The sequence below is a fragment of the Sphaerochaeta pleomorpha str. Grapes genome, from assembly GCF_000236685.1.
In the GTDB taxonomy this organism is placed as follows: Bacteria; Spirochaetota; Spirochaetia; order Sphaerochaetales; family Sphaerochaetaceae; genus Sphaerochaeta; species Sphaerochaeta pleomorpha.
Genome location: NC_016633.1, coordinates 220,093 through 239,623, shown reverse-complemented (window position 1 = coordinate 239,623; position 19,531 = coordinate 220,093). Strand labels below are relative to the sequence as shown.

Sequence of the window (19,531 nt, the reverse complement as noted above, 5' to 3'; positions counted from 1 at the left end):
ATTGTTTTATCGAAACAGCGTTACCACATTGGTAAGCACCAACGACAATCCTGAGAGAATGAGCATCACATATATTGTTTTCTTCACGGTTTGCTCATTGAACAGGTCGCTTGCCTTCATCCCTGCGAACAAAGAGAGAAACATAACAGGATAGAGTAAGATTGCGAGTTTCAATGTTGAAAATGTCAGGATTCCAGTTACAGAGTACATAATGATACGGAAGGTGTTCTCAATGAAAAATACCACACAGAGATTTCCTTTGAAAGATTTTGTAGAATCAGTAGTTCGGCCAATATATGCAGAGAGCAGGGCCCCTATGCCAAAAAGACCGCAGAGCAAGCCGGAAAGGAGTCCTACGATAGCCAAAAATATTCTATTCGGTTTTGTATCGGTTTCCCTTCTCCCCTGAAGAAACATATCAAGACCCAAAAAAACAACAACAAACCCGAACACAATCTTGATAACCTCGACCTTGCCCATTTTCAACAGAAAGACCCCAGGGAGGATCCCCAAGAGGACCAGTAAGGAAATAGGTAAACAGTACTTCCAGGAAATGAAAGCGCGTTCCTTCCAGGAAATATAAAAATTAGCCGGATAATTCAGAAGCAATTCCAAAGGTGAAATGTTCAAATTACTGGTACCGAAACTCAGGATGCTCGTGAAGACCAACGTATTTGCAAAACCTACCAACCCTTTTACAAAAAAAGCACAAAACACCGCAATGACTAGCAACCAGTCCATATAACTTCCAACCTTTGAAACAGCATGGTTGAAAACCGAAGAGGAAGCAAGGAGAATCTGTACTCTAATCTTGGTTCTCAGCAGATCAGTCAGGTAAGTAAACCCCGTTTCTATACTGGGGTTTACCCTTTCTGCGACGAAAAGAGTAGTCCATGGGAAATTGTCTATATATCAGGGAACACTGCAAACCGCGATAGCAGCCATTGGAAACAAATAGAAGGAGTGTGAGCCAAAGCAGAACTGCTAAAGACCTGCAGCTTCCTGTAACAACCTGAGTTCGTTCGTTCCTGACAGAATAAGGTTCTTCTTTGCATAGTCGTAAGCTGTTTTCCCCTCACAATCACGCAAGGAGGCAATCGCACCATGGGCAAGCAAGAAAGACAATACTCCTGGATTTGCATTGGACTCTGCCCCATACATCAAGGCAGTCTTTTCCCCTTCGTCAGTGTCATTTACATCTGCGCCGGCTTCCAACAAGAGAGACAACACCTCTATATTTCCATTCGATTGGGCACCGTACATCAAAGCATTGGCTCCCCAGTCATCCTTTTGCTGGACACTGATCCCCTTTTGCAGGAACGTAGCGGTTACCTCCAGATGTACATTATACTGGGCAGAAAACATCAGAAGGGTTTTCCCCTCTTCATCAATGGCAAAACAATCGGCCCCGGCTTCGATAAGGGCTAAGACAATTTCGCTTTTGACATTCGCTTTGACCGCTCCCATGAGAACGGTTTCCTCGTTTGCCCCGAGCATTTTTACATCCAACCCTGCCTCAAGTGCATTTTCAACCTGCTCAATTTCCGTATCCGGGGAAAACGTAATTCTTCTCGCACTCTTTTTACTCATCAACTCACTTCTTTCTGGCATCAAATGAACCATATAATTTATGCAGATTCCAAAGGGAAAGAAAGCAATCCCTGCAAGGTCCCCTCCGTACTACAAAGAACGAACCTGTCTCATACTGGAACCTATAGTAGCATGTTCACCTTTTTGAAACTACTATATCCCACTGTCGAAAAAATGCCGGTAGGAAGGCTTTGGGTTATTCTTTTTTCTTTCATTTTTCATTTTTATAGATATAGGTTTTACCAAGTAGAGAGGGAAGGCATTTTGCTACTTGCCGAAGCCAGGAGAACTACCCCAGTGTGTAAAAGCTATTGAATACTTTTTTCAGTATTGTCCCCTGTTAATCACCATAGACAACATACCTTTAAGGACAATCTGCTAAAATCGAGGATTTATGTTTACTGAATGTATTTTGCAGAAGGATTTACTCATTGATACTTGTATCATATACATCGGAAACCGCTGCCAGCAACGGTCAAAAAAAGGGAAATATGTTGCTTTTTGTGCGCATAAAGGAATTCCCGGTCAGCCTTTATGGCATGTTCTGCAGCAGAAAGCACAGCCATCTACAGAAAGATACAGTTTCTTTGCTTTCTTGATTGCTTCCTGACAGGTGGAATACTCTCCGAGATATTCCAGGGCTTTTTCATCGGGAAGAATCTCACAGGAATGCCTGTGCACCTCATGGTCCCCGTTTGGCAGTGAGTTTTTATTAACATAATACGTATCCATACAGATAGCCCCCAATACATTCAGATTACACTGTTATTGTAAATCATATAGGGAAATATTCAATATAGGAATCCCGATTCAGGTTGTTGTGTTCCTTCCTCTTCATGGTAAACTCAACGTACCGTTGGCAATACTATCTTAGAAAGGAAACAGCCTTTCCTATTGTAGAGTGAAAATCCTCATGCGTCAGTTTCGTAGGGTCAAACCTGAAAACTTTGAAGGTTACTTGTATGCAGAAACCGATCATCAGTGCTGAGATAACAGTACCTAGCCCTACCTTGCCACCAAGAAGCCAGCCACAAAAAACGGCCAGCAACTCGATAGCTCCCCTGCACACCCCCACAGGCAGTTTGGTTTTCCGTGCCAAGGCAACCATCAGACTATCGCGTGGGCCTGCGCCAAAAGCTGAAGAAATATAGAAAAATGAAGCAATAGAAATGACAAACAACCCGATTATCAGTTGCACGATGCCAACTAAAAAATTCTGTGCCGAATAAAAATTCTCAAAGGAAAGCAGAAAATCGATGACAATACCTACGAAAATCATATTAAAAACCGTCCCGATGCCTAGTTTTTCACCTAGAAGGAGCGCTATACCACAGAAAAAGAAGCCAACGAATATGGAAATAATCCCAATTTTCTGGCCAAGTGCCAACCCGACCCCGGCATGAAAAACCTCCCATGGCGCATAGCCAATATTAGCTTTCATAGTAATGACAATTCCCAGTCCATAGAGAAACAACCCGAAGAACAACCGTGCCAATCGTTCGCTATATCTGCGCATATACTCTACATCCTTACAAGGGGGAGACTTTTCTTGCTTTCCATCACAATAAGCTCTTATTTACTTAAATCCAAGTACTGGTGTTATGGTTACCCTACCCTTTATCGATTGTTTTTTCCTTGCAGACTGTCATTGCCCCCATTAGTATGGGACTATGTGTAAATAATGACTGAGGGAGGCTTTTATGTGCGACACAATGGTGAAAATAGACAAGGGTCACAGTGTCTTTGCAAAGAATTCTGACCGGGATCCCGGTGAACCTCAGATGATTTTTTATTGCACTGGCTCGGAGGGAATTTCTAGCATGTCCCATCCTGAACATAGGAATTACTATGATACAAAGCAATATTGCTATCTCCAAGATGCTGCGAATACACTCCCTTCCCCTTACAATGCACTGATAAGCAGGCCTTCTTGGATGTGGGGTGCCGAAATGGGGGTGAATGACCAAGGGGTTTCCATCGGGAACGAAGCGGTTTTCTCCACTTCAGGAGTAGACAAAAAGGGTCTGCTGGGCATGGATATCCTTCGCCTTGCTCTCCATAACAGTGCAAATGCGCAAGAAGCAGTTTCGCTCATCAAACATCTAATCACTACTTATGGGCAAGGCGGCAATGCAAGCTATAGCGGGCATCTTTGTTATCACAACTCTTTTTTGATACATGATGGGAAAAAAGCTTTCATCCTGGAAACCGCAAAAAAACGCTGGGCATTGAAAGAAGTTGCTTCTTTTGCATCTATCTCAAATGGGTATACTATCAAAAAAGAGTACCAGGACGCAGATGAAAAAACCCTGCAACGGCATACAAATTTTACTCGTCGCCATGCAAGTGCCTTGCATCTCCTTGTTACCAAAGCAAACCAACGCCAGCATTTTTCAAGCTCAAAACTGGTTCATGCAGGTACTTCTTGGACTGCAATGCGCGATATTCTCATTGCAAACAGGGGTACTATAGGGAACATGGACCATTCCATGAAATCTATCTGCCTTGATGCAAAACCTTTGGTTAAAACCCAGACTACGGCCTCCATGATTGTGGAATATGCACCATCGTGTTGTCTCATCTGGCTTACGGGAAGTCCTTTGCCTATCTATTTTCCCTATCTTCCCTGTACACTCTCATCTTCTTCCTTTTCAACGCATCCATTTTCAAACCCTGCCTATTGCTATGCATTCGCTCAAGAGCGTGTAGCATTGACCAAAAGGATCGAACTGGCAACAGTGCAAATTCTGGAGCAAATAGCTGCACTTTCCAGGCATTTGGAGCAGGAATTCGAATCCTTGGTTCGTCCACCCTATGAACATGGGGAAAAAGAGCTCCTCGATGAAGCCTGTTTGAAATGCCATGAGCTGCTTGTTGCCCATACAGCCAGGATCTCTGCTCTGCTTCCCCCATTATGAAGTATTGGTAAGGGTGGATAGCCTTTGTGCACAGCTCAAACGAAACAGATTCTGCTGGATGGTTTACCCAAATTCATTTCTTAGGGTACAACAATATTACGAACAGAATATACTGCTACCAGAATTATTCCCAAAACCACGATATTCCGAATTATTTTGGGCTAATCACTAGCACAACCCCCCGTTTGTCGTTATTATTTTTTTTCGTGCGTTGAAAAGTTTTTTCAATTTTGCAATAATTCTATGTATATTCCAAAATCTTATCTTTCGGATAGATATGGAAATAGATAGGAAAGACTTAATATTAAAGGGCTAGTCGGAAACAGCTAGTACAAAAATTCGGTATGAAATAGAAAGGAACAGGGAATGAACGAAATCTTACAAGAAAAGTCAAACCAATATTATCTCGAACGCCAAAACAACACAGAATCAAATTCGAGAAGTTATCCCAGAAAATTCCCATTTGCATTAAAAAAAGCCAAAGGCTCCTGGATAGAAGACGTTGAAGGAAATAAATACCTTGATTTCCTCTGCGGTGCAGGTACTCTGGCGTTAGGTCACAATGACAGTCAAGTCAATCAAGCAATGATCGATCTGCTTAGCACCGACGCACCACTCCATACGTTGGATTTGACTACCCCTGTAAAAGACAAATTCGTTCATACCCTCCTTAATCTATTACCCGGAGAATTGAAAAACAATGCAAAGGTTCAGTTTTGCAGTCCTTCCGGAACCGATGCCGTCGACGCCAGTCTGAAACTTTGTAAAACCGCTACAGGCCGTTCTTCCGTGATAGCTTTCACCGGCGCCTACCATGGCATGGGTCATGGGGCTCTTTCGTTGACCGGTAACCTCAGCGCAAAACAAAAAGTCAATGCATTGATGCCCGATGTCCACTTTATGCCCTACCCCTATTCCTATCGCTGTCCCTTCGGCATTGGCGGGGAAGCTGGGGTTGATGCAATCTGTGCTTATTTCGAACGGGTACTCAAAGACCCCGAGAGTGGCATTACTAAACCCGCAGCAGTAATTCTGGAAACCATCCAGGGTGAAGGTGGTGTAATTCCTGCACCGGTAAAATTTCTCCAGACAGTCCGCAGGGTTACAAAAGAACTCGGTATTCCCATGATCATTGATGAAATACAATGCGGGATCGGGCGCTCAGGTAAGTTCTTCGCATTTGAATATGCAGATATTGTTCCTGATGTAATCCTTGCTTCAAAGGCAATCGGAGGCACTCAGCCGATGGCCGTGGTAATCTACAATAAAGATCTCGATCTCTGGCAGCCCGGAGCCCATGCAGGAACATTCAGAGGGAACCAGCTCGCCATGGCAGCAGGAACTGTCGTGATGGAACGTGTCTCAAAACCTGAGTTCCTTCAGGACGTCATCGAGAAAGGAAAAATCATTGAGGATCGTCTCAAAGGCCTCATGAAAGAAGTCTCCATTCTCGGGGATATCCGCAGTAAGGGTCTTATGCTTGGATTCGAGTTTGTAGACCCAAAAGGAAAACCAGACCAACTGGGCTCCCTTCCCGCTTCCGGCGAAATAGCCGCCCAAGTACAGAAGGAATGTTTCAACAATCACCTTATTATGGAAAAAGGCGGACGTTTCGGTTCGGTTATGCGCTGTCTCTGTGCTTTGAATGTAAGCCGTGAAGACATCGGGATAATGCTGGACATCTGCGAAAAAGTAATTCGAAAGGTTGATGCCGATGCAAAACGATAACATCGAACCTTTATTCCTTTCCTCTAGCAAAGAGTCAAAAGAAGCCTACCGTGCAATAATTGAAAGCACCGTTACTGCAATTCTTGATTCTATGCAGGATGAAAAAGCCTATCGGGGTATGAATCCAAGGCAGTTGCAACAGGAAATCAGCAGCCAGACTTTGCTTCCGGAGCAAGGTCTGGGATTTCCGTCCGTCCTCGATTCGGTTTCAAAATCAATCATCCCCAATTTTCTCAAGACTTCTTCAACTGACTACATGGCTCATCTCCATAGCCCGGCTTTGCTCGAGAGCATTGCCTCTGAGCTTATCCTGTCTACCTTCAACCAGTCCATGGATTCCTGGGACCAATCACCCATTGCTACCGAAGTGGAGATAGCGGTAATAAAACAACTCTGCATCATGTATGGCATTAAAGAACATAGTGATGGAGTCTTTACCTCAGGGGGAAGTCAATCGAATTTGTCAGGGATTACCTTGGCAAGGGATTGGTACTGCAATACAAAACTGCACCATGATGTTAAAAAGGAAGGACTGCCCTCCTGTTATTCCAAATTCAGGATCTACACTTCCGAGGTTTCCCATTTCTCGATGGAGAAAAGCGCGCACCTGCTTGGCCTTGGCTATAATGCAGTGGTCAAAGTCAAAGTTGACGCACAGTGCAAAATGGACTGCAAAGCCCTTGAAAAACATATCGAACAAGACAAGGAACAAGGCTTTTTACCAATTGCTGTCATAGCAACCATCGGTACCACCGACTATGGCAGTATCGATCCGATCGGGGAAATCAGCGCCATCTGCAAAAAAGAAGGGCTTTGGCTTCATGGGGATGCAGCCTATGGTAGTGGGGTTATCCTTTCAGGTAAATATGCCCACAGGATTGCTTCGATCGATTGTTGTGATTCCCTTACTGTCGATTTCCATAAAATGTTTTTGCTTCCAATCAGTTGCGGTGCCTTTCTTGTCAAAGAGGGAAAAAACCTTGAAGCCTTTACCTTACATGCCGATTACCTCAACAGGGAAGAGGACGAAGAAGACGGTTATACCAACCTGGTAGGGAAATCACTGCAGACAACCCGTCGGTTCGATGCCCTCAAAGTGTGGATGGCCTTCCAGGTTCGGGGTAAGGCTGGATATGCCGCAATTATCGATACTTGCATAGAGAATGCAACCTATGTGTATGAGAGGCTGTGTTTGAATAATGCCTTTGAAGTTGCCATACAACCTGAGATAAGCTCGGTTGTTTTCAGGTTGAAAGGCAGTTGCGAAGTGAATAAGCGGGTAAGGCGGAGACTGATTCATTTTCAGGGAGTGGTCATCGGGCAGACTGTCTATCAGGAAAAGACCTACTTAAAGTTCACACTACTCAATCCTACAGTAACCCACGAGAAACTCGACTCCCTGCTTTCTCTCATTGAAGAACTTGGAATTGAGGAATCAAAACAGGCTTAGTCTTCAATGACAGCCTTTTTCCGTACCCCTTTGCCTTCAGGCAGTGGGGTATTTTTATATATGCAAGCAAGCGTTCCCTGCAAGGGAACTGGCTAGAGTGTCCCTTCTGTACCCTGTACCTTGCTCTGTGGTTTTGAGGTATCGAATGTCGGTCTTTCAGAGCTACCACTCAATTTCGATGGCAGGGTTTGCAGCAATGGATACACCCATTCACCTTTGGATAGAGTGTCCTCGCCTTTGCCAATGCTTCCTGACAGGTTGCAAAGGGACCCAGATGATCCTGTTCTTCCAGGTCTGGCCGCTCCCGGCAAGAACAAATATGTACGATGTGCATCCCGTTTTCCCTAGCTGTTCTATCAACGCAATAATTATCCATGGAATGCCTCCTCTTTTCCTTACTTTGTATATAATAAACCGAAATTCTATGGAATACTAGGGAACACTGGAAAATCATAAATACAAACCTTTTCCAACAGTGCAGATAGTTTACTTTTCTGTTCCCCTGCTCTATGGTAATAGAAGTCGGATATAAAGATTTAAGAAAGGGGGGGACTGTATGAATTCTATTATAATTCTTGACTTGTTTTCCATAATACCCCTTTTCTTCACGATAAGCCTTGCAAACCGGCATCGTCTCCAAAATCCCCGGAATAAGTATTTTATCTTTGCTTCCCTGATAACTATCATGTTGCTTCTGACTGAAATACATTCTATCTACGTTTCAAGTGAATACAGAGTTTATTTGACCAGTTTCCATATTTTTTTCACCATGATAGTATTTATCATTGGTCCTTTGGTTCCCTATTTCGTCGTATATTTTATTGGAAATCCTCTATTGATGGGTACATGGAAAAAATTTCTGGAAGTCCCATTAATAATCAATATCCTATGCACGATTGCTTCAATCCGAACAGGATGGATATTTTCAATCAACGAACAAAACATATATGCAAAAGGGCCCTTGTTTTTCATTTACCTCTTTGCCAGTTTCTTCTATTTCCTTTTGGCAATCTATTGCACGCTCAAGGCACGGTATACCTACGGAAAGTCTGATAAATTTTTTCTCCTTATGATAATATCCCTTCCCCTTGCATCAATCGCAATACAGCTGGTACGTCCGGAAATCCATACCCTCTGGGGTGGTGTTTCGATGTCCCTTCTCCTGTTTTACATTTTTTCCCTTGAGCTTAATTTTGAATTCGACAACCAGACGGAAGTCAGGAACAGGGAAGGATTCGAACGGGAAATGCAAATTACATCCAACAAGGAGACTACTCTCTTTGTCTTCGATTTGAACAACCTGAAGAAAACCAATGACCTTCACGGACATAAAGCCGGGGACGCCTTGCTGTTCGATACTGCAAAGGCAATCGAAAGAGTGTTCTATAGTTACGGCAATACCTTCCGTATCGGGGGGGATGAATTTTGTGTCCTCTGCAACGAAGTCTCAAAGGCAACGGCATACCAACTATTGGATAACCTTCTGGACCAGATCAAGTATATCAATGAATCCAGGATAATCCCAATTGATTTAGCCTATGGATTTACTATCTACATACCCAAAAAAAACAATTCCATTTTTGCTGCTTTCTCCCAGGCTGACAATGCAATGTATGAGCAGAAGGCAAAACAAAAAATGAACGACCCCAAGGTTTGACAACGTCAGACATTTCCTATTGTTTTAACGAAATTCCTTACCCTTTCACAATTCGGATTCTTGAAAAATTCCTTTGGTGGTGCATCCTGGAGAATTTTTCCACCATCCATAAACAAAATCCTATCTGCAACATCCTGGGCAAAACCCATTTCATGGGTTACCACTATCATTGAAGTTCCGCTCTTTGCGACTTTACGCATCACTTGCAGGACCTCCCCTACCAATTCAGGATCCAGTGCACTCGTAGGTTCATCAAACAAGAGCAAGGCCGGATCCATTGCAAGGGCTCTTGCGATTCCCACCCGTTGCAATTGCCCTCCGGAAAGCTGTGATGGCATTGCCTGTCGTTTATCGGCAAGCCCAACGGTATCAAGCAAGGCCAAGGCATGTTCCACTGCCTCTTTTCTGGGGGTTTTCTTCACCTGGATCGGCGCTTCTATCAGATTTTCCAGCACATTCAGATGGGAAAAAATATTAAACCTCTGAAATACCATTCCAACTTGCCTTCGCAGATCTTTTGCCTTCATACCTGCAATATCCAGACCCCGAAAATAGATGGCACCTTTTTCAAAGGTTTCCAATTGGTTGATACATCTTAAGATAGTACTTTTCCCACTACCTGAAGGTCCTAAAATAACAACTTTCTGTCCGGTTTCCATCCCAAAATCGATACCTTTGAGCACCTCCAGGGGACCGAACTGTTTATGGATATTCTCCAGGCGAACGATTTCTTCTGTCATTTCAATCTCCTTTCGAGAAACCCTGCAAGACTGGTAAACAAAGTAGTCAAAACCAGATACAGGACAGCGATGGCAATGTAGGATTCAAAATGCCTGAAGGTTGAATAACTGATCAGAGTCCCTACCCTTGTTAGTTCGGTTATTGTAATGACACTGAGAATCGAGGAATTCTTTATGGTTGCTACAAACTGGTTGACCAAGGGAAGAAGGCAGACCTTTGTAGCCTGGGGAGCCACAATCCTTCGCATTTCCATAACCGGACTCATGCCCAGGGCTTTCGCCGCTTCTCTTTGACCTGAGTCAATGGCATGGATACCGCTACGAATTATTTCTGCAATATACGCTGAGGTATTCAAAGACATTCCCAGGATACCGGCAGATATTGCAGTCAGCTTGATACCAAAGGAAGGCAATCCATAATAGATAAGATATAACTGGACCATCAAAGGGGTTCCCCTGAAAATCCAGATAAAGAACCTTGCCGGGGAAGAAACCAGAGGATGTTTCGCATCCCGCTGCAAGGCAAGGACTATTCCAAGGATGAGGGCCAAAGCAAGGGAAATGCTGCAAAGCAGTAGGGTTACAGCACAACCATTGAGCAACGATGGCAGCTTTTTAATAATAATGGAGAAATCCAATGCATGCATAACGACTCCAATTTTCAATATCTGGGGGCCATAAAAAGAAACAGGTTTAGATCAAGGAATCAATTCTGATTGCATTGATTGGCGCTAGGGGCGGTAGTATAACCGCCCCTTATGAACCGGCAGTCCTAGTTAAGCCATTTCTTGTACAACGCCGCATACGTCCCATCAGCCTTATAGTCGACGATCAACTGATTTACCAGGGAAAGCAAATCTTCATTTCCTTTCTTTATCGCGATAGCAAGGTTTGCACTGGTAAAAGGTTTGGTAACGATTTCAACCTCTGGGGTCACTTTGTTCAATTCCAACTGATTCAAAAGGTCGTTTACCACGACGTCGATACGTCCTGCAACTAAATCAGAGATACAACCTATGGTTTCCTCATAGCCTACGATGGTAAATTTTATCCCAGCCTCTTGCATGCCCTTTTCTGCAACCACCTGGCTTGTAGCGCCTGCTTTTACCCCTACTTTCAAGCCTGCACAATCAGCAAGTGAAGTGATGTTTTTCAAATTCCCCTTTTGAGTAACCAGAACCATCCCCGTTTCCATGTAGGAATCACTCATCAGGACGACCTCCCTTCTTGCAGGGGTGTTATACATCGCAGCGATTGCAAGGTCATATTCTCCATTTTCAATCGTTGGGATTAGGGAAGTAAAAGTCATGTCGGTTACCTTGAGTTCGACCCCGAGTCTATCCGCGAGCAGTTTGATGAAATCGATATCGAATCCGACGATTTCATCCGTATCGGGATCACGGTACTCAAAGGGGACATACGTCCCGGTCGCAACGGAAAGGACTCCTTTCGCCTTAATCCGTTCTATTGCAGTTGACGGGGCTTCTTCTTTTACTCCACTGGCAAACAAACCTGTGACGCCAATCAAGATAATAGCAGTAACACACAGCAGTCTCTTTTTCATAGGTCCTTCTCCTGTTGGCAGTAAAAAAGGCGAAACCCCGGTTAATCCGGAATTGCGCCTTTGCAACATACCATTTTGATTGGCACACTTTACAAATTGCCATTCTGTGTGTCAACAGTCATTATTCCACAAAGTGAGTCTAGGCATTTTGTTCGGGTGAATGGTCAAAACTTTTTACATTCTAGCAAAAACGTTTTTATACATGATTGGTGATTTTAGAGTACCGAAAGAAGCAGAAATCATTTTTTATGCTTCTCATTATATTCCTATTGTAATTTTTTCACTTTTTTTTATGTACTATTTTTCGCTCTTTTCTTGTAATAGCAGGATTTATTTTTTATTTTTTTCATTTTTTTCCAACCTTTCGTAATTTTATTTGCCAACTAGTGTACATTATCTGCAAAAGACAGTATTATTCAGTTGCTTAGTTAATTGTGTTGCAATTTCGTTCATTACCTTTTTAAGTACATATGTACGCGAGCGTTTCTGAATCGCTTTCGCAGACCGGTAAAAAACCAAAAACAGCCCAAACAAAGCAAAAAATACAATCTACAGACGAATGTCTGTAAAAGGATGCTTTTATGGCAAAGAAAATTTACGTTGGTAACATGAGTTACAACACTACTGAAGATGATCTTCGCGAACTTTTTTCACAGTACGGTAACGTACTCAGTGCAACTATCATCATGGACCGTGAGACTCGTCGCCCCAAGGGTTTCGGTTTCGTAGAGATGGAAGAGAATTCTGCAGCAGATGCAGCTATCTCCCAGCTTGACGGAAAAGAAATTGATGGACGCAATCTCCGTGTTAACGAAGCAATTGCAAAACCCCGTAACGAATATTCCAATAACAGGTACTAAAAACCGGTTTTTTTGAGAACATTTCCCCTATGATTCAGAAACGCAGCGGAGCCAGAAATGGCTCCGTTCATTTTTATTTTTCCTGGACATGTTGTTCCGTACAGAATCCTGAGAGGATTCCTGCAAGCCAATGATTTTCTCCCTTTTTGCTATGCAATGCACGCCAAACATCCTCAAACCGTATCGGAAGTCTGGTAATATTGACTTTTACGGCATCCTCGATTGCATTTCCCAAGGCAGGGGCTACAGAAATCATAGAATGTTCGCCAACACCTCTCGCACCAAAAGGTCCTTCGACCTGCTCGCTTTCTATCGCTATTGTCTCGATGACAGGCAGATCCATGGCCGTCGGTATTTTATTATCGGTAAGGTTTTGATTTAAAAGATGTCCGGACGTATCAAATACATATCCTTCGCAAAGAGCTGTTCCCAGTCCCTGCACTATCCCTCCAAGCATCTGTCCGCGCAACAACCCTGGATTGATTACCTTCCCTACGTCGAAGGCAGAAACGACTTTGAGAACTGAAAATTCACCTGTTTGTGTATTCACCTTGCAGACGATTGCATGGGCACCAAAGGTCCAGTTCATCGCAGGATTGCCCTGGCCTGTCTCTTTGTCAAGGTTAGAGAGTCCCTGTGCAATATAGGTGCCTATTCCAATAAGCGGTCCTCCGATACTTTCGCCATGGGGATAGCTATACCCGAGTGCAAGATTCGACCAGCTTACCTGAAGCTGTGGATGGGCCTTCACAAAAACCCGGTCCCTTGTGTGGGAAAGTTCCTCTGGCCTAGTTTTTAACACCTGTGCTGCCACCGCATATCCTTTGGCAAGCAAATCCTTGCAGGCCATAATACAGGCATTCCCACTCATAACCAGGCCCTTTGATGCTACTGTCTGCCAGTCATACGGGTCGCTATCGGTATCTTTCTCTATTTTGACATCAATCCTATCGAGGGGAAACGATAACGTTTCGCTTACTATCTGGGCTAGGGCAGTCGTAGAACCCTGCCCTATCTCAGTCAAACCAACGTTCACGCTTACGGTACCATCACCCTGCATTTTCACTATTGCTGCAGTTGAGGTATTTGTTGGCATGGCCGGGGCTTTATGCAGGAGGGCTAGGCCTTTCCCAATTCTGAAAATCCCTTTTTCCTCCAGTAGTTTTTCCTCAGCACTCAGTTTCCCATAACCAATGGAACTGGCAACGGCATCCATACAGGCAAGGACATTACCAGAGAAGGGAGAAAGGGTTTCCCCTGTCAAGGTAACAGATCCCGGTCTGACTGCGTTGAGATGTCTGAAAGAGAGTGCATCCATACCAACGGCCTTTGCAACCTGATTCATGTGTCGCTCTATTCCCCAATGGAATTCGACGTGACCGAACCCCCTAAAGGCGGTTCCATAGGGTTTGTTTGTATAGATTGTATAGGAATCGACCCAGGCATTGGGTATCTCATAGGGACCTGCAGCACTATACCCTGCAGAGCGGGTAATATTTACTGCATAATCAGCATATGCCCCGCTATCCCAAAAGAGCTCCATTTTCTGTGCCAGTATCTTTCCTTTTGACGATACACCGGTTTTTATCTTGTAGGTCAAGGCACAGCGGCAAGGCAGCAGGGAAAACTCCTCCTCACGGCTTGCCTGGAACTTTACAGGGAAACCGCCTGCTTTACGTGAAAGACAGGCAACAAGCGGTTCCAGATGGATCCCAGCTTTTCCCCCGAATCCCCCTCCGACATTCGGTACGATAACCCGTACATTTTGCAGGGGAAGGGAAAATGTTTTGCAGAACAGGTTGCGTACCGTAAAGGGCGACTGCGCACTTGTCCATATCGTTACCTTATCGGCTATCCCCCATTGGGCAATTGCCACATGGCACTCAAGGGGAACATGCTGAACACTCGGATTCTCATAAGTACCCTCAACGATATAGGCCGACTCACCAAAGGCCTTTTCTACATTGCCTTTTCGAATCTTGGTCCAATTGGCCACATTTGTTTTTGGTATCGGGGTAAAGGCTGCAGACAGGTATGAGTAGGAACCAAGATTAGGATGTACCAGGGCTGAGGTGGGGAGCAAGGCCTCTTTTATATCGAGTACCGGCTTCAAGACTTCATATTCGACTTCAATAAGATCAATTGCCTGTTTGGCAATTTCCGCTGTCTCTGCAGCAACAGCTGCAACCGCTTCCCCGTAATGCCTTACTTCCTCTTTAGCCAGGATATCTTTGTCTACCAGATAGAGCCCGACTTTATAGGGGAGTTCTTTTCCTGTCAGAACTGCCCTTACCCCTGGTAAAGATCGGGCCTTTGAGGTTTCTATACTCACTATCTTTGCATGCGCATGGGGACTTCTTTTTACACGGGCATACAGCATCCCAGGAAGGATCATATCGTTTACATATACAGCCTGTCCCGAAAGTTTTTTCAAGGCATCCAACCGGTGTATATCCTTCCCGATCGAAGAATAGGAATACTCTCTATCGCTTTCAGTCATGGGGTATCTCCTTTTCATCCTCGCCTTGGCCGGTTACATCAAGGATTGCTTCGATGATCTGTTGGTATCCTGTGCACCTGCACAGATTTCCGCTGAGTCCTTCTTGTATCTGTTCTACTGAAGGCTTGGGATACGTATGGATTATTTCCCTTGCGGCCATAAGCATACCTGCCGTACAAAAGCCACATTGTACTGCATGGTGTTTTAAAAATGCTTTCTGTAGCTTTGATGCTTCCCCATCCGAGGCCTCACCCTCGATCGTTTCTACATATGCCTTGTTTGCCTCTGCAGCAAGGACCAGGCATGAATTTACCGCCTTCCCATTGAGCAGTACGGTACAAGAACCGCATTCACCGGCCCCACAGCCTTCTTTTGTGCCGGTAAGTCCCAAATCTTCTCTCAAAAAATGCAATAGTGTCTTGTTTTCAGGGACGTCACGCTCATAGGGCAGTCCGTTAACTGTTACCAGAATTCTCATGACTGAACCTCCTTCAACAACCGTTTTACATATTCCTCTACCATAAAACGACGATATTCAGCGGTGCACCGGATGTCACTGATCGGATGGATAAGATCCAAAATACTAGCTACTATGTCCTTGGTGGAGGTAGAAACAGGAATAGGTGGAGTGACAACTGGGGTTTGGGCACAAGAACCGACAGCAATCCTGATTTCTTCATTTTTCAAAAGCAAAGCAAGGCAAACTAAGCCCAGGTCCTGCCCCTTGATTCTCTTAAGTTTGAGATAGGCCCCTCGTGAAAGGGATGTGGAAGGGGGAACTGTCAGGCCAAATATGATTTCGTCATTGAGCAGGACAGTCTTCTTTACCCCTGTAAAGAAATCGCAGAGCGGTATACTCCTCGAACCTCTCAGAGATACAGCAAGGATATTAGCCTCAAGACAAAGCAAGGCAGGTGCCATATCCGAACATGGTGATGCACTGGCAATATTTCCCACTACCGTTGCCCTGTTGCGTATCTGATTCGAACCCATATTCCGCGCGCACGCAATGATCAAGGGAAATTTATCCTGTACAATACCGCTTGCAATAATATCGGTGAGTGTTACCACAGGCCCTAGGAGCAACCCATTCGTTTCGGTCCATGTTATGGTATTGAAACCCGGTACCTGTTTTATGTCGACAACGATTTTGGGATGGCAGTAACCATTTCTGATACGAACAAGCAAATCCGTACCTCCTGCAAGCAGTTTTGCTTCAGGACCGTTTTCCGCCAGCAATTGTAAAACTTCATCCAGCGTTTCAGCCGCAATGTAGGAAAACCGGCAATTCATAATCCCTCCTTTGTGCAGAAACCGGCATGGATACAAGCAGACCAAGGAGTAAACCGGTCGCAACATCAAACCCAGAGCTGTTACCCATTGTATCGAGTGAGAGAAGGGATTCGATAAACAAAGTGTTATCACTCTGGGGATATATACATGCGTTACCAAGCCGCACAAGGCCCTGTGCAAAAAGGCCTTCACAGCCAAGCAAGAGAAATTGCCTGGAAATAACTGTAGTCAGGTTAGTAGTATGGAGTAATTGTTGGAGTTTTTCCCTGTATAAGGTAGAAAATGTAGGGTCGATTGCGACCCCCTCTGGTGTTTCTTTGCCAGATACTATGTTCAGCAATAACAAAAAGCCACAGATAAAATCATCCCCGGCGGGAGTTGACCCAGGCCCGAGCCCAAGCAACTTCTCGGTTGCCTGCAAAACCGATTGCAGGTCTTGATGTACGTACCCCTCGAAAAGCTTTGTTGCAAGGCATTGGAAAACCAAGGAAAAAAAACTGCGGTTCTCCGTCTGGTTAAAAAAGCAAGAAATTTGCAACTGTGTACGTTTTTTTTGCTGGAGGGTATTCAGTATCTGTATGTAATCATAGATTTTAGGCCAGTCGACCTTGCCATCTTTATGGGGTGCTTCCGATTCCGGGGGCACCCGCTTTGCCTTTAAAAGCGAAACCCATTTTCCGCCTTCGAATTCTATTTTATCCTTGGTGATATGGACAGTCTGATTCTCATTGATATGCCAGGCAAGGAAAGAATTCCCAGCAAGACTCTGTTCTACTACAGCAGAAAGGGGGTGCAGCTGTTTCGGATATGCTACAAGGGTAAGTAAAGACCCATTTCTATCAATTATATTAATCGAGGATCGAGAAATTGAATACACTTGGCACCCAACCTCCTCGATTGGAAACCGGGAGCCAAGAAGAGAAGCAGTACCAACAAGCGTTTCAGTCCATGTGATGGGCATGAAACAATGCCTCCTTGATCGCGTCATCGACCTTTTCTTTGCCCCAGAGGATATTTCTCTTCACTAATGCTATAGCCTTGTCACAATCTCTTTTTTCCAAGGCATCGAGTAATTCCAGATGGTCCTCGCAGGTCCTGCGAAACCTTGACTGGTCGGTGATATCGGATAAACGGACAAAGTGTATCTGCTGGGAAATCTCTGACAGCATCTCGGCCATTACAAGATTTCCTGCAACATCGGCAAGTGTCTTATGAAACAATTCATCCTCAACAGCCGACTGCGCCCCCAAAGAGGGGAGGTTTTCCAAAAAAGACTTCCAGTGTTCTCTCATCGGTTGAAGGATCTCAGGATCCATCCCATGCTCACAAATCAGGCGAACAACACCTTCTTCCAAAACGAGACGGGTATCATAGAGCTCATTCACTTCCCTAAGGTCAATCCTTCTCACCGTATAGCCTTTGTGCTCTTCCTTGAGAACAAGATGCGAGGATACTAAACTGTTCAAGGCCTCCCTGACAGGAGACCTGATCACACCAAATTCAGCACAGACTTCTTCCTCGGTCAATCGTTGTCCAGGCGGATATTTCCAGGTGATAATGCGATTGTAGAGCGTGTTGTAAATATCTACGCTTCGTGAACGTCCGCTCATGTTTTCCCTCCATACCTGCCAAGTATTTGTTTCAGGCAAAATTCAAATATATGTACCGGCTTTCCTGGCCGATTATCTGACTCAACGACCTTCGCATCCAGCTGCATGCCAGTTTCCGGGTTTTCTACAGCCAACTGGCCTGAAGCCCGCAAACCGTTCTCAAACTCAACAATACCAAACGACAGGCTTTTCTGGGAATACCCTTCGCCCAGGTTCCATACCCTTGTCCAGGAAAGCAACCTGCACACCCCGCCTAGATTGACTTTTTCCCATCCTGTATTGGTTACAGGATTTCTTCTGGTATCGCATTTTCTACAAATCATTGGAGCCGGATAATATACAGTACCACATTTCTGACACTTGTACGCTAAAATCTTTGGTTCCTTCTTATCATACATACCAAAGTCAATCATAGTATAAACCCTATCCTTTCGCACAGATAAGTGCAACAACATTGTTTCCAAATCCACCAAAATTCACTGCAAGACCATACGATGGATTTGCTACCTGCCTCCCCTCTTCCGCTTCATTACGTAACTGGCGAACCAATTCCACGGCCTGGGACACCCCAGAGGCCCCAAGGGGATGCCCCTTTGCTTTCAAGCCACCGGAGGTGTTGACCGGAAGTCTCCCCCCGATTTCAGTCACCCCTTGCCGTACAGCGAGAAAACTTTTCCCTCTTTCAAATAAACCAGCCTCCTCGCTGATAGCAAGCTCCAAAATGGAGAAGGCATCATGCAACTCAGCAAAGGAGATATCCTTTGGCCCTATATTTGCCATTGCATAGGCTTTTTCAGTGGCTATCCGTACTGCATCAAGAACTAGGGGATCTTTCCGGTTATGGACGCAATGGGTATCGGTGGCACTGGCAATACCTGCTATCCGTATGGGAATCTTTGGAAAACCCGTCGCTTTCGGGGAATCGAGATTTGCAAGCAATACAGCAGCTGCCCCGTCACTAACGGGGCAGGTTGCATAGAGGCGTAACGGCTCGGCAACAGGCGGATTTATGACTGTTCTGTCTGGCCCTTCCGTCAAGGCTTCAAGAAAACAGGGTATTTGCAGATGGGCATAGATGTTTTTTGCTGCGTTTGCATGTGCCTTTACTGCCAGAAGGGCAAGGTCTTTCTCGGTTAACCCATATTTTTCGCTATAGAGGCGGGTAAACATCCCCCCGAAGGCAGGAAGGGTTAGCCCTACATTGTATTCTGTCTCGCTTTCAAGCATGGTTGAAACTACATCGGTTGTTTTCCAGGGAGTCAGGGTATGCATAGATTCCCCGCCTACTACCAGGACAAAATCTGCCATTTTGGAGGCAATGGCCATATAAGCCAATTTTATGGCACTTGCCCCTGAGGCAGGGCCATTTTCCACAGTTTCCGCACTGACAGGTATCATATCGAGCTGGCTCACCAAGGCGGAGGCAAGGGAGGTCTGATGGCAAAAAAGGACTGATGCCATATTGGCAACGAACACTTGGTCCACTTCTCTTCGTCGCTCGATAAAACTGGCATCAGATAGGGCGTCGATCGCAGCCTGTGACAGCAATTCTGTGATGCTGCACCCCGATAGGTTACCGAACTTTGTATGACCGATACCTACAATCCCTATATTTGCCATG

20 protein-coding genes are annotated in these 19,531 nt (G+C 44.9%); 5 read left to right on the top strand and 15 right to left on the bottom strand.

Annotation, left to right across the window (positions count from 1 at the left end):
* Nucleotides 1-6: 6 nt before the first annotated feature.
* From SPIGRAPES_RS01100 to SPIGRAPES_RS01080, 4 genes are all read right to left on the bottom strand, one after another.
* On the bottom strand, nucleotides 7-741 hold the full coding sequence (locus SPIGRAPES_RS01100) for a sulfite exporter TauE/SafE family protein (RefSeq protein ID WP_014268935.1): 735 nt from the start codon (nucleotides 739-741) through the stop codon (nucleotides 7-9).
* Between the two features lie 243 nt (nucleotides 742-984).
* Nucleotides 985-1,590 (bottom strand): ankyrin repeat domain-containing protein, encoded by a 606-nt coding sequence (locus SPIGRAPES_RS16380; RefSeq protein ID WP_050805743.1) that lies wholly within the window; start codon nucleotides 1,588-1,590, stop codon nucleotides 985-987.
* A 525-nt stretch (nucleotides 1,591-2,115) separates the two neighbouring features.
* Complete coding sequence (locus SPIGRAPES_RS01085) at nucleotides 2,116-2,322, bottom strand: hypothetical protein (protein WP_014268933.1); 207 nt, start codon at nucleotides 2,320-2,322, stop codon at nucleotides 2,116-2,118.
* Nucleotides 2,323-2,455: 133 nt separating this feature from the next.
* Complete coding sequence (locus SPIGRAPES_RS01080; RefSeq protein ID WP_014268932.1) at nucleotides 2,456-3,106, bottom strand: YczE/YyaS/YitT family protein; 651 nt, start codon at nucleotides 3,104-3,106, stop codon at nucleotides 2,456-2,458.
* Nucleotides 3,107-3,290: 184 nt separating this feature from the next.
* On the opposite strand from SPIGRAPES_RS01080, the gene SPIGRAPES_RS16375 reads away from it, so the two are divergent.
* From SPIGRAPES_RS16375 to SPIGRAPES_RS01065, 3 genes are all read left to right on the top strand, one after another.
* Nucleotides 3,291-4,508: a C45 family peptidase gene (locus SPIGRAPES_RS16375; protein WP_014268931.1), complete on the top strand. Its 1,218-nt coding sequence runs from the start codon at nucleotides 3,291-3,293 to the stop codon at nucleotides 4,506-4,508.
* A 366-nt stretch (nucleotides 4,509-4,874) separates the two neighbouring features.
* Nucleotides 4,875-6,236 carry a diaminobutyrate--2-oxoglutarate transaminase family protein gene (locus tag SPIGRAPES_RS01070; RefSeq protein ID WP_014268930.1) on the top strand — a complete coding sequence of 454 codons (1,362 nt, stop codon included), beginning with the start codon at nucleotides 4,875-4,877 and terminating at the stop codon, nucleotides 6,234-6,236.
* Entirely contained in the window at nucleotides 6,223-7,686 is a 1,464-nt protein-coding gene (locus SPIGRAPES_RS01065) for a pyridoxal phosphate-dependent decarboxylase family protein (RefSeq protein WP_014268929.1), read from the top strand. Before SPIGRAPES_RS01070 ends, SPIGRAPES_RS01065 begins: the two co-directional genes overlap by 14 nt.
* A 169-nt stretch (nucleotides 7,687-7,855) precedes the next feature.
* Here SPIGRAPES_RS01065 and SPIGRAPES_RS16930 read toward each other — a convergent pair whose 3' ends face one another.
* Nucleotides 7,856-8,062 (bottom strand): hypothetical protein, encoded by a 207-nt coding sequence (locus tag SPIGRAPES_RS16930; RefSeq protein WP_014268928.1) that lies wholly within the window; start codon nucleotides 8,060-8,062, stop codon nucleotides 7,856-7,858.
* Nucleotides 8,063-8,932: 870 nt separating this feature from the next.
* On the opposite strand from SPIGRAPES_RS16930, the gene SPIGRAPES_RS17545 reads away from it, so the two are divergent.
* Nucleotides 8,933-9,343: a GGDEF domain-containing protein gene (locus SPIGRAPES_RS17545; RefSeq protein ID WP_425358215.1), complete on the top strand. Its 411-nt coding sequence runs from the start codon at nucleotides 8,933-8,935 to the stop codon at nucleotides 9,341-9,343.
* Between the two features lie 5 nt (nucleotides 9,344-9,348).
* Here the strand turns inward: SPIGRAPES_RS17545 and SPIGRAPES_RS01050 are convergent, their stop codons facing one another.
* The 3 genes from SPIGRAPES_RS01050 to SPIGRAPES_RS01040 form a co-directional block, all read right to left on the bottom strand.
* Complete coding sequence (locus SPIGRAPES_RS01050) at nucleotides 9,349-10,083, bottom strand: amino acid ABC transporter ATP-binding protein (RefSeq protein ID WP_014268926.1); 735 nt, start codon at nucleotides 10,081-10,083, stop codon at nucleotides 9,349-9,351.
* The gene (locus SPIGRAPES_RS01045; protein ID WP_014268925.1) at nucleotides 10,080-10,730 is read right to left on the bottom strand and encodes an amino acid ABC transporter permease; all 651 of its coding nucleotides are present in this window, start codon (nucleotides 10,728-10,730) and stop codon (nucleotides 10,080-10,082) included. The genes SPIGRAPES_RS01050 and SPIGRAPES_RS01045 overlap by 4 nt, the downstream gene beginning before the upstream one ends.
* Before the next feature lie 125 nt (nucleotides 10,731-10,855).
* The gene (locus SPIGRAPES_RS01040) at nucleotides 10,856-11,647 is read right to left on the bottom strand and encodes a substrate-binding periplasmic protein (RefSeq protein WP_014268924.1); all 792 of its coding nucleotides are present in this window, start codon (nucleotides 11,645-11,647) and stop codon (nucleotides 10,856-10,858) included.
* 581 nt (nucleotides 11,648-12,228) lie between these two features.
* On the opposite strand from SPIGRAPES_RS01040, the gene SPIGRAPES_RS01035 reads away from it, so the two are divergent.
* Entirely contained in the window at nucleotides 12,229-12,507 is a 279-nt protein-coding gene (locus SPIGRAPES_RS01035; RefSeq protein WP_014268923.1) for an RNA recognition motif domain-containing protein, read from the top strand.
* Nucleotides 12,508-12,580: 73 nt separating this feature from the next.
* Here the strand turns inward: SPIGRAPES_RS01035 and SPIGRAPES_RS01030 are convergent, their stop codons facing one another.
* The 7 genes from SPIGRAPES_RS01030 to SPIGRAPES_RS01000 are packed head-to-tail and all read right to left on the bottom strand — an operon-like array spanning nucleotide 12,581 to nucleotide 19,530.
* The gene (locus SPIGRAPES_RS01030) at nucleotides 12,581-15,007 is read right to left on the bottom strand and encodes a xanthine dehydrogenase family protein molybdopterin-binding subunit (RefSeq protein ID WP_014268922.1); all 2,427 of its coding nucleotides are present in this window, start codon (nucleotides 15,005-15,007) and stop codon (nucleotides 12,581-12,583) included.
* Nucleotides 15,000-15,485 (bottom strand): (2Fe-2S)-binding protein, encoded by a 486-nt coding sequence (locus tag SPIGRAPES_RS01025; protein WP_014268921.1) that lies wholly within the window; start codon nucleotides 15,483-15,485, stop codon nucleotides 15,000-15,002. The genes SPIGRAPES_RS01030 and SPIGRAPES_RS01025 overlap by 8 nt, the downstream gene beginning before the upstream one ends.
* Nucleotides 15,482-16,300 (bottom strand): FAD binding domain-containing protein, encoded by an 819-nt coding sequence (locus SPIGRAPES_RS01020; RefSeq protein WP_014268920.1) that lies wholly within the window; start codon nucleotides 16,298-16,300, stop codon nucleotides 15,482-15,484. Before SPIGRAPES_RS01020 ends, SPIGRAPES_RS01025 begins: the two co-directional genes overlap by 4 nt.
* Nucleotides 16,269-17,261, bottom strand: coding sequence for an oxamate carbamoyltransferase subunit AllH family protein (locus SPIGRAPES_RS01015; protein ID WP_014268919.1), 993 nt, complete (start codon nucleotides 17,259-17,261; stop codon nucleotides 16,269-16,271). Before SPIGRAPES_RS01015 ends, SPIGRAPES_RS01020 begins: the two co-directional genes overlap by 32 nt.
* Entirely contained in the window at nucleotides 17,242-17,910 is a 669-nt protein-coding gene (locus tag SPIGRAPES_RS01010) for a GntR family transcriptional regulator (protein WP_014268918.1), read from the bottom strand. Before SPIGRAPES_RS01010 ends, SPIGRAPES_RS01015 begins: the two co-directional genes overlap by 20 nt.
* Nucleotides 17,907-18,308 (bottom strand): Zn-ribbon domain-containing OB-fold protein, encoded by a 402-nt coding sequence (locus SPIGRAPES_RS01005; protein WP_281047922.1) that lies wholly within the window; start codon nucleotides 18,306-18,308, stop codon nucleotides 17,907-17,909. The genes SPIGRAPES_RS01010 and SPIGRAPES_RS01005 overlap by 4 nt, the downstream gene beginning before the upstream one ends.
* Before the next feature lie 25 nt (nucleotides 18,309-18,333).
* Nucleotides 18,334-19,530, bottom strand: a complete 1,197-nt coding sequence (locus SPIGRAPES_RS01000) for a thiolase C-terminal domain-containing protein (RefSeq protein WP_014268916.1) — start codon at nucleotides 19,528-19,530, stop codon at nucleotides 18,334-18,336.
* Nucleotide 19,531: the final 1 nt, after the last annotated feature.

Bases quoted from the DNA above. Each gene is read 5' to 3' on its own strand.
- SPIGRAPES_RS01035 (WP_014268923.1), top strand. From the start codon at position 12,229: ATGGCAAAGAAAATTTACGTTGGTAACATGAGTTACAACACTACTGAA.
- SPIGRAPES_RS01005 (WP_281047922.1), bottom strand. From the start codon at position 18,308: ATGTATGATAAGAAGGAACCAAAGATTTTAGCGTACAAGTGTCAGAAA.
- SPIGRAPES_RS01010 (WP_014268918.1), bottom strand. From the start codon at position 17,910: ATGAGCGGACGTTCACGAAGCGTAGATATTTACAACACGCTCTACAAT.
- SPIGRAPES_RS01015 (WP_014268919.1), bottom strand. From the start codon at position 17,261: ATGCCCATCACATGGACTGAAACGCTTGTTGGTACTGCTTCTCTTCTT.
- SPIGRAPES_RS17545 (WP_425358215.1), top strand. From the start codon at position 8,933: ATGCAAATTACATCCAACAAGGAGACTACTCTCTTTGTCTTCGATTTG.
- SPIGRAPES_RS01050 (WP_014268926.1), bottom strand. From the start codon at position 10,083: ATGACAGAAGAAATCGTTCGCCTGGAGAATATCCATAAACAGTTCGGT.
- SPIGRAPES_RS01085 (WP_014268933.1), bottom strand. From the start codon at position 2,322: ATGGATACGTATTATGTTAATAAAAACTCACTGCCAAACGGGGACCAT.
- SPIGRAPES_RS01030 (WP_014268922.1), bottom strand. From the start codon at position 15,007: ATGACTGAAAGCGATAGAGAGTATTCCTATTCTTCGATCGGGAAGGAT.
- SPIGRAPES_RS01070 (WP_014268930.1), top strand. From the start codon at position 4,875: ATGAACGAAATCTTACAAGAAAAGTCAAACCAATATTATCTCGAACGC.
- SPIGRAPES_RS01100 (WP_014268935.1), bottom strand. From the start codon at position 741: ATGGACTGGTTGCTAGTCATTGCGGTGTTTTGTGCTTTTTTTGTAAAA.
- SPIGRAPES_RS01000 (WP_014268916.1), bottom strand. From the start codon at position 19,530: ATGGCAAATATAGGGATTGTAGGTATCGGTCATACAAAGTTCGGTAAC.
- SPIGRAPES_RS01045 (WP_014268925.1), bottom strand. From the start codon at position 10,730: ATGCATGCATTGGATTTCTCCATTATTATTAAAAAGCTGCCATCGTTG.
- SPIGRAPES_RS01065 (WP_014268929.1), top strand. From the start codon at position 6,223: ATGCAAAACGATAACATCGAACCTTTATTCCTTTCCTCTAGCAAAGAG.
- SPIGRAPES_RS01080 (WP_014268932.1), bottom strand. From the start codon at position 3,106: ATGCGCAGATATAGCGAACGATTGGCACGGTTGTTCTTCGGGTTGTTT.
- SPIGRAPES_RS16375 (WP_014268931.1), top strand. From the start codon at position 3,291: ATGTGCGACACAATGGTGAAAATAGACAAGGGTCACAGTGTCTTTGCA.
- SPIGRAPES_RS01020 (WP_014268920.1), bottom strand. From the start codon at position 16,300: ATGAATTGCCGGTTTTCCTACATTGCGGCTGAAACGCTGGATGAAGTT.
- SPIGRAPES_RS01025 (WP_014268921.1), bottom strand. From the start codon at position 15,485: ATGAGAATTCTGGTAACAGTTAACGGACTGCCCTATGAGCGTGACGTC.
- SPIGRAPES_RS16930 (WP_014268928.1), bottom strand. From the start codon at position 8,062: ATGGATAATTATTGCGTTGATAGAACAGCTAGGGAAAACGGGATGCAC.
- SPIGRAPES_RS16380 (WP_050805743.1), bottom strand. From the start codon at position 1,590: ATGAGTAAAAAGAGTGCGAGAAGAATTACGTTTTCCCCGGATACGGAA.
- SPIGRAPES_RS01040 (WP_014268924.1), bottom strand. From the start codon at position 11,647: ATGAAAAAGAGACTGCTGTGTGTTACTGCTATTATCTTGATTGGCGTC.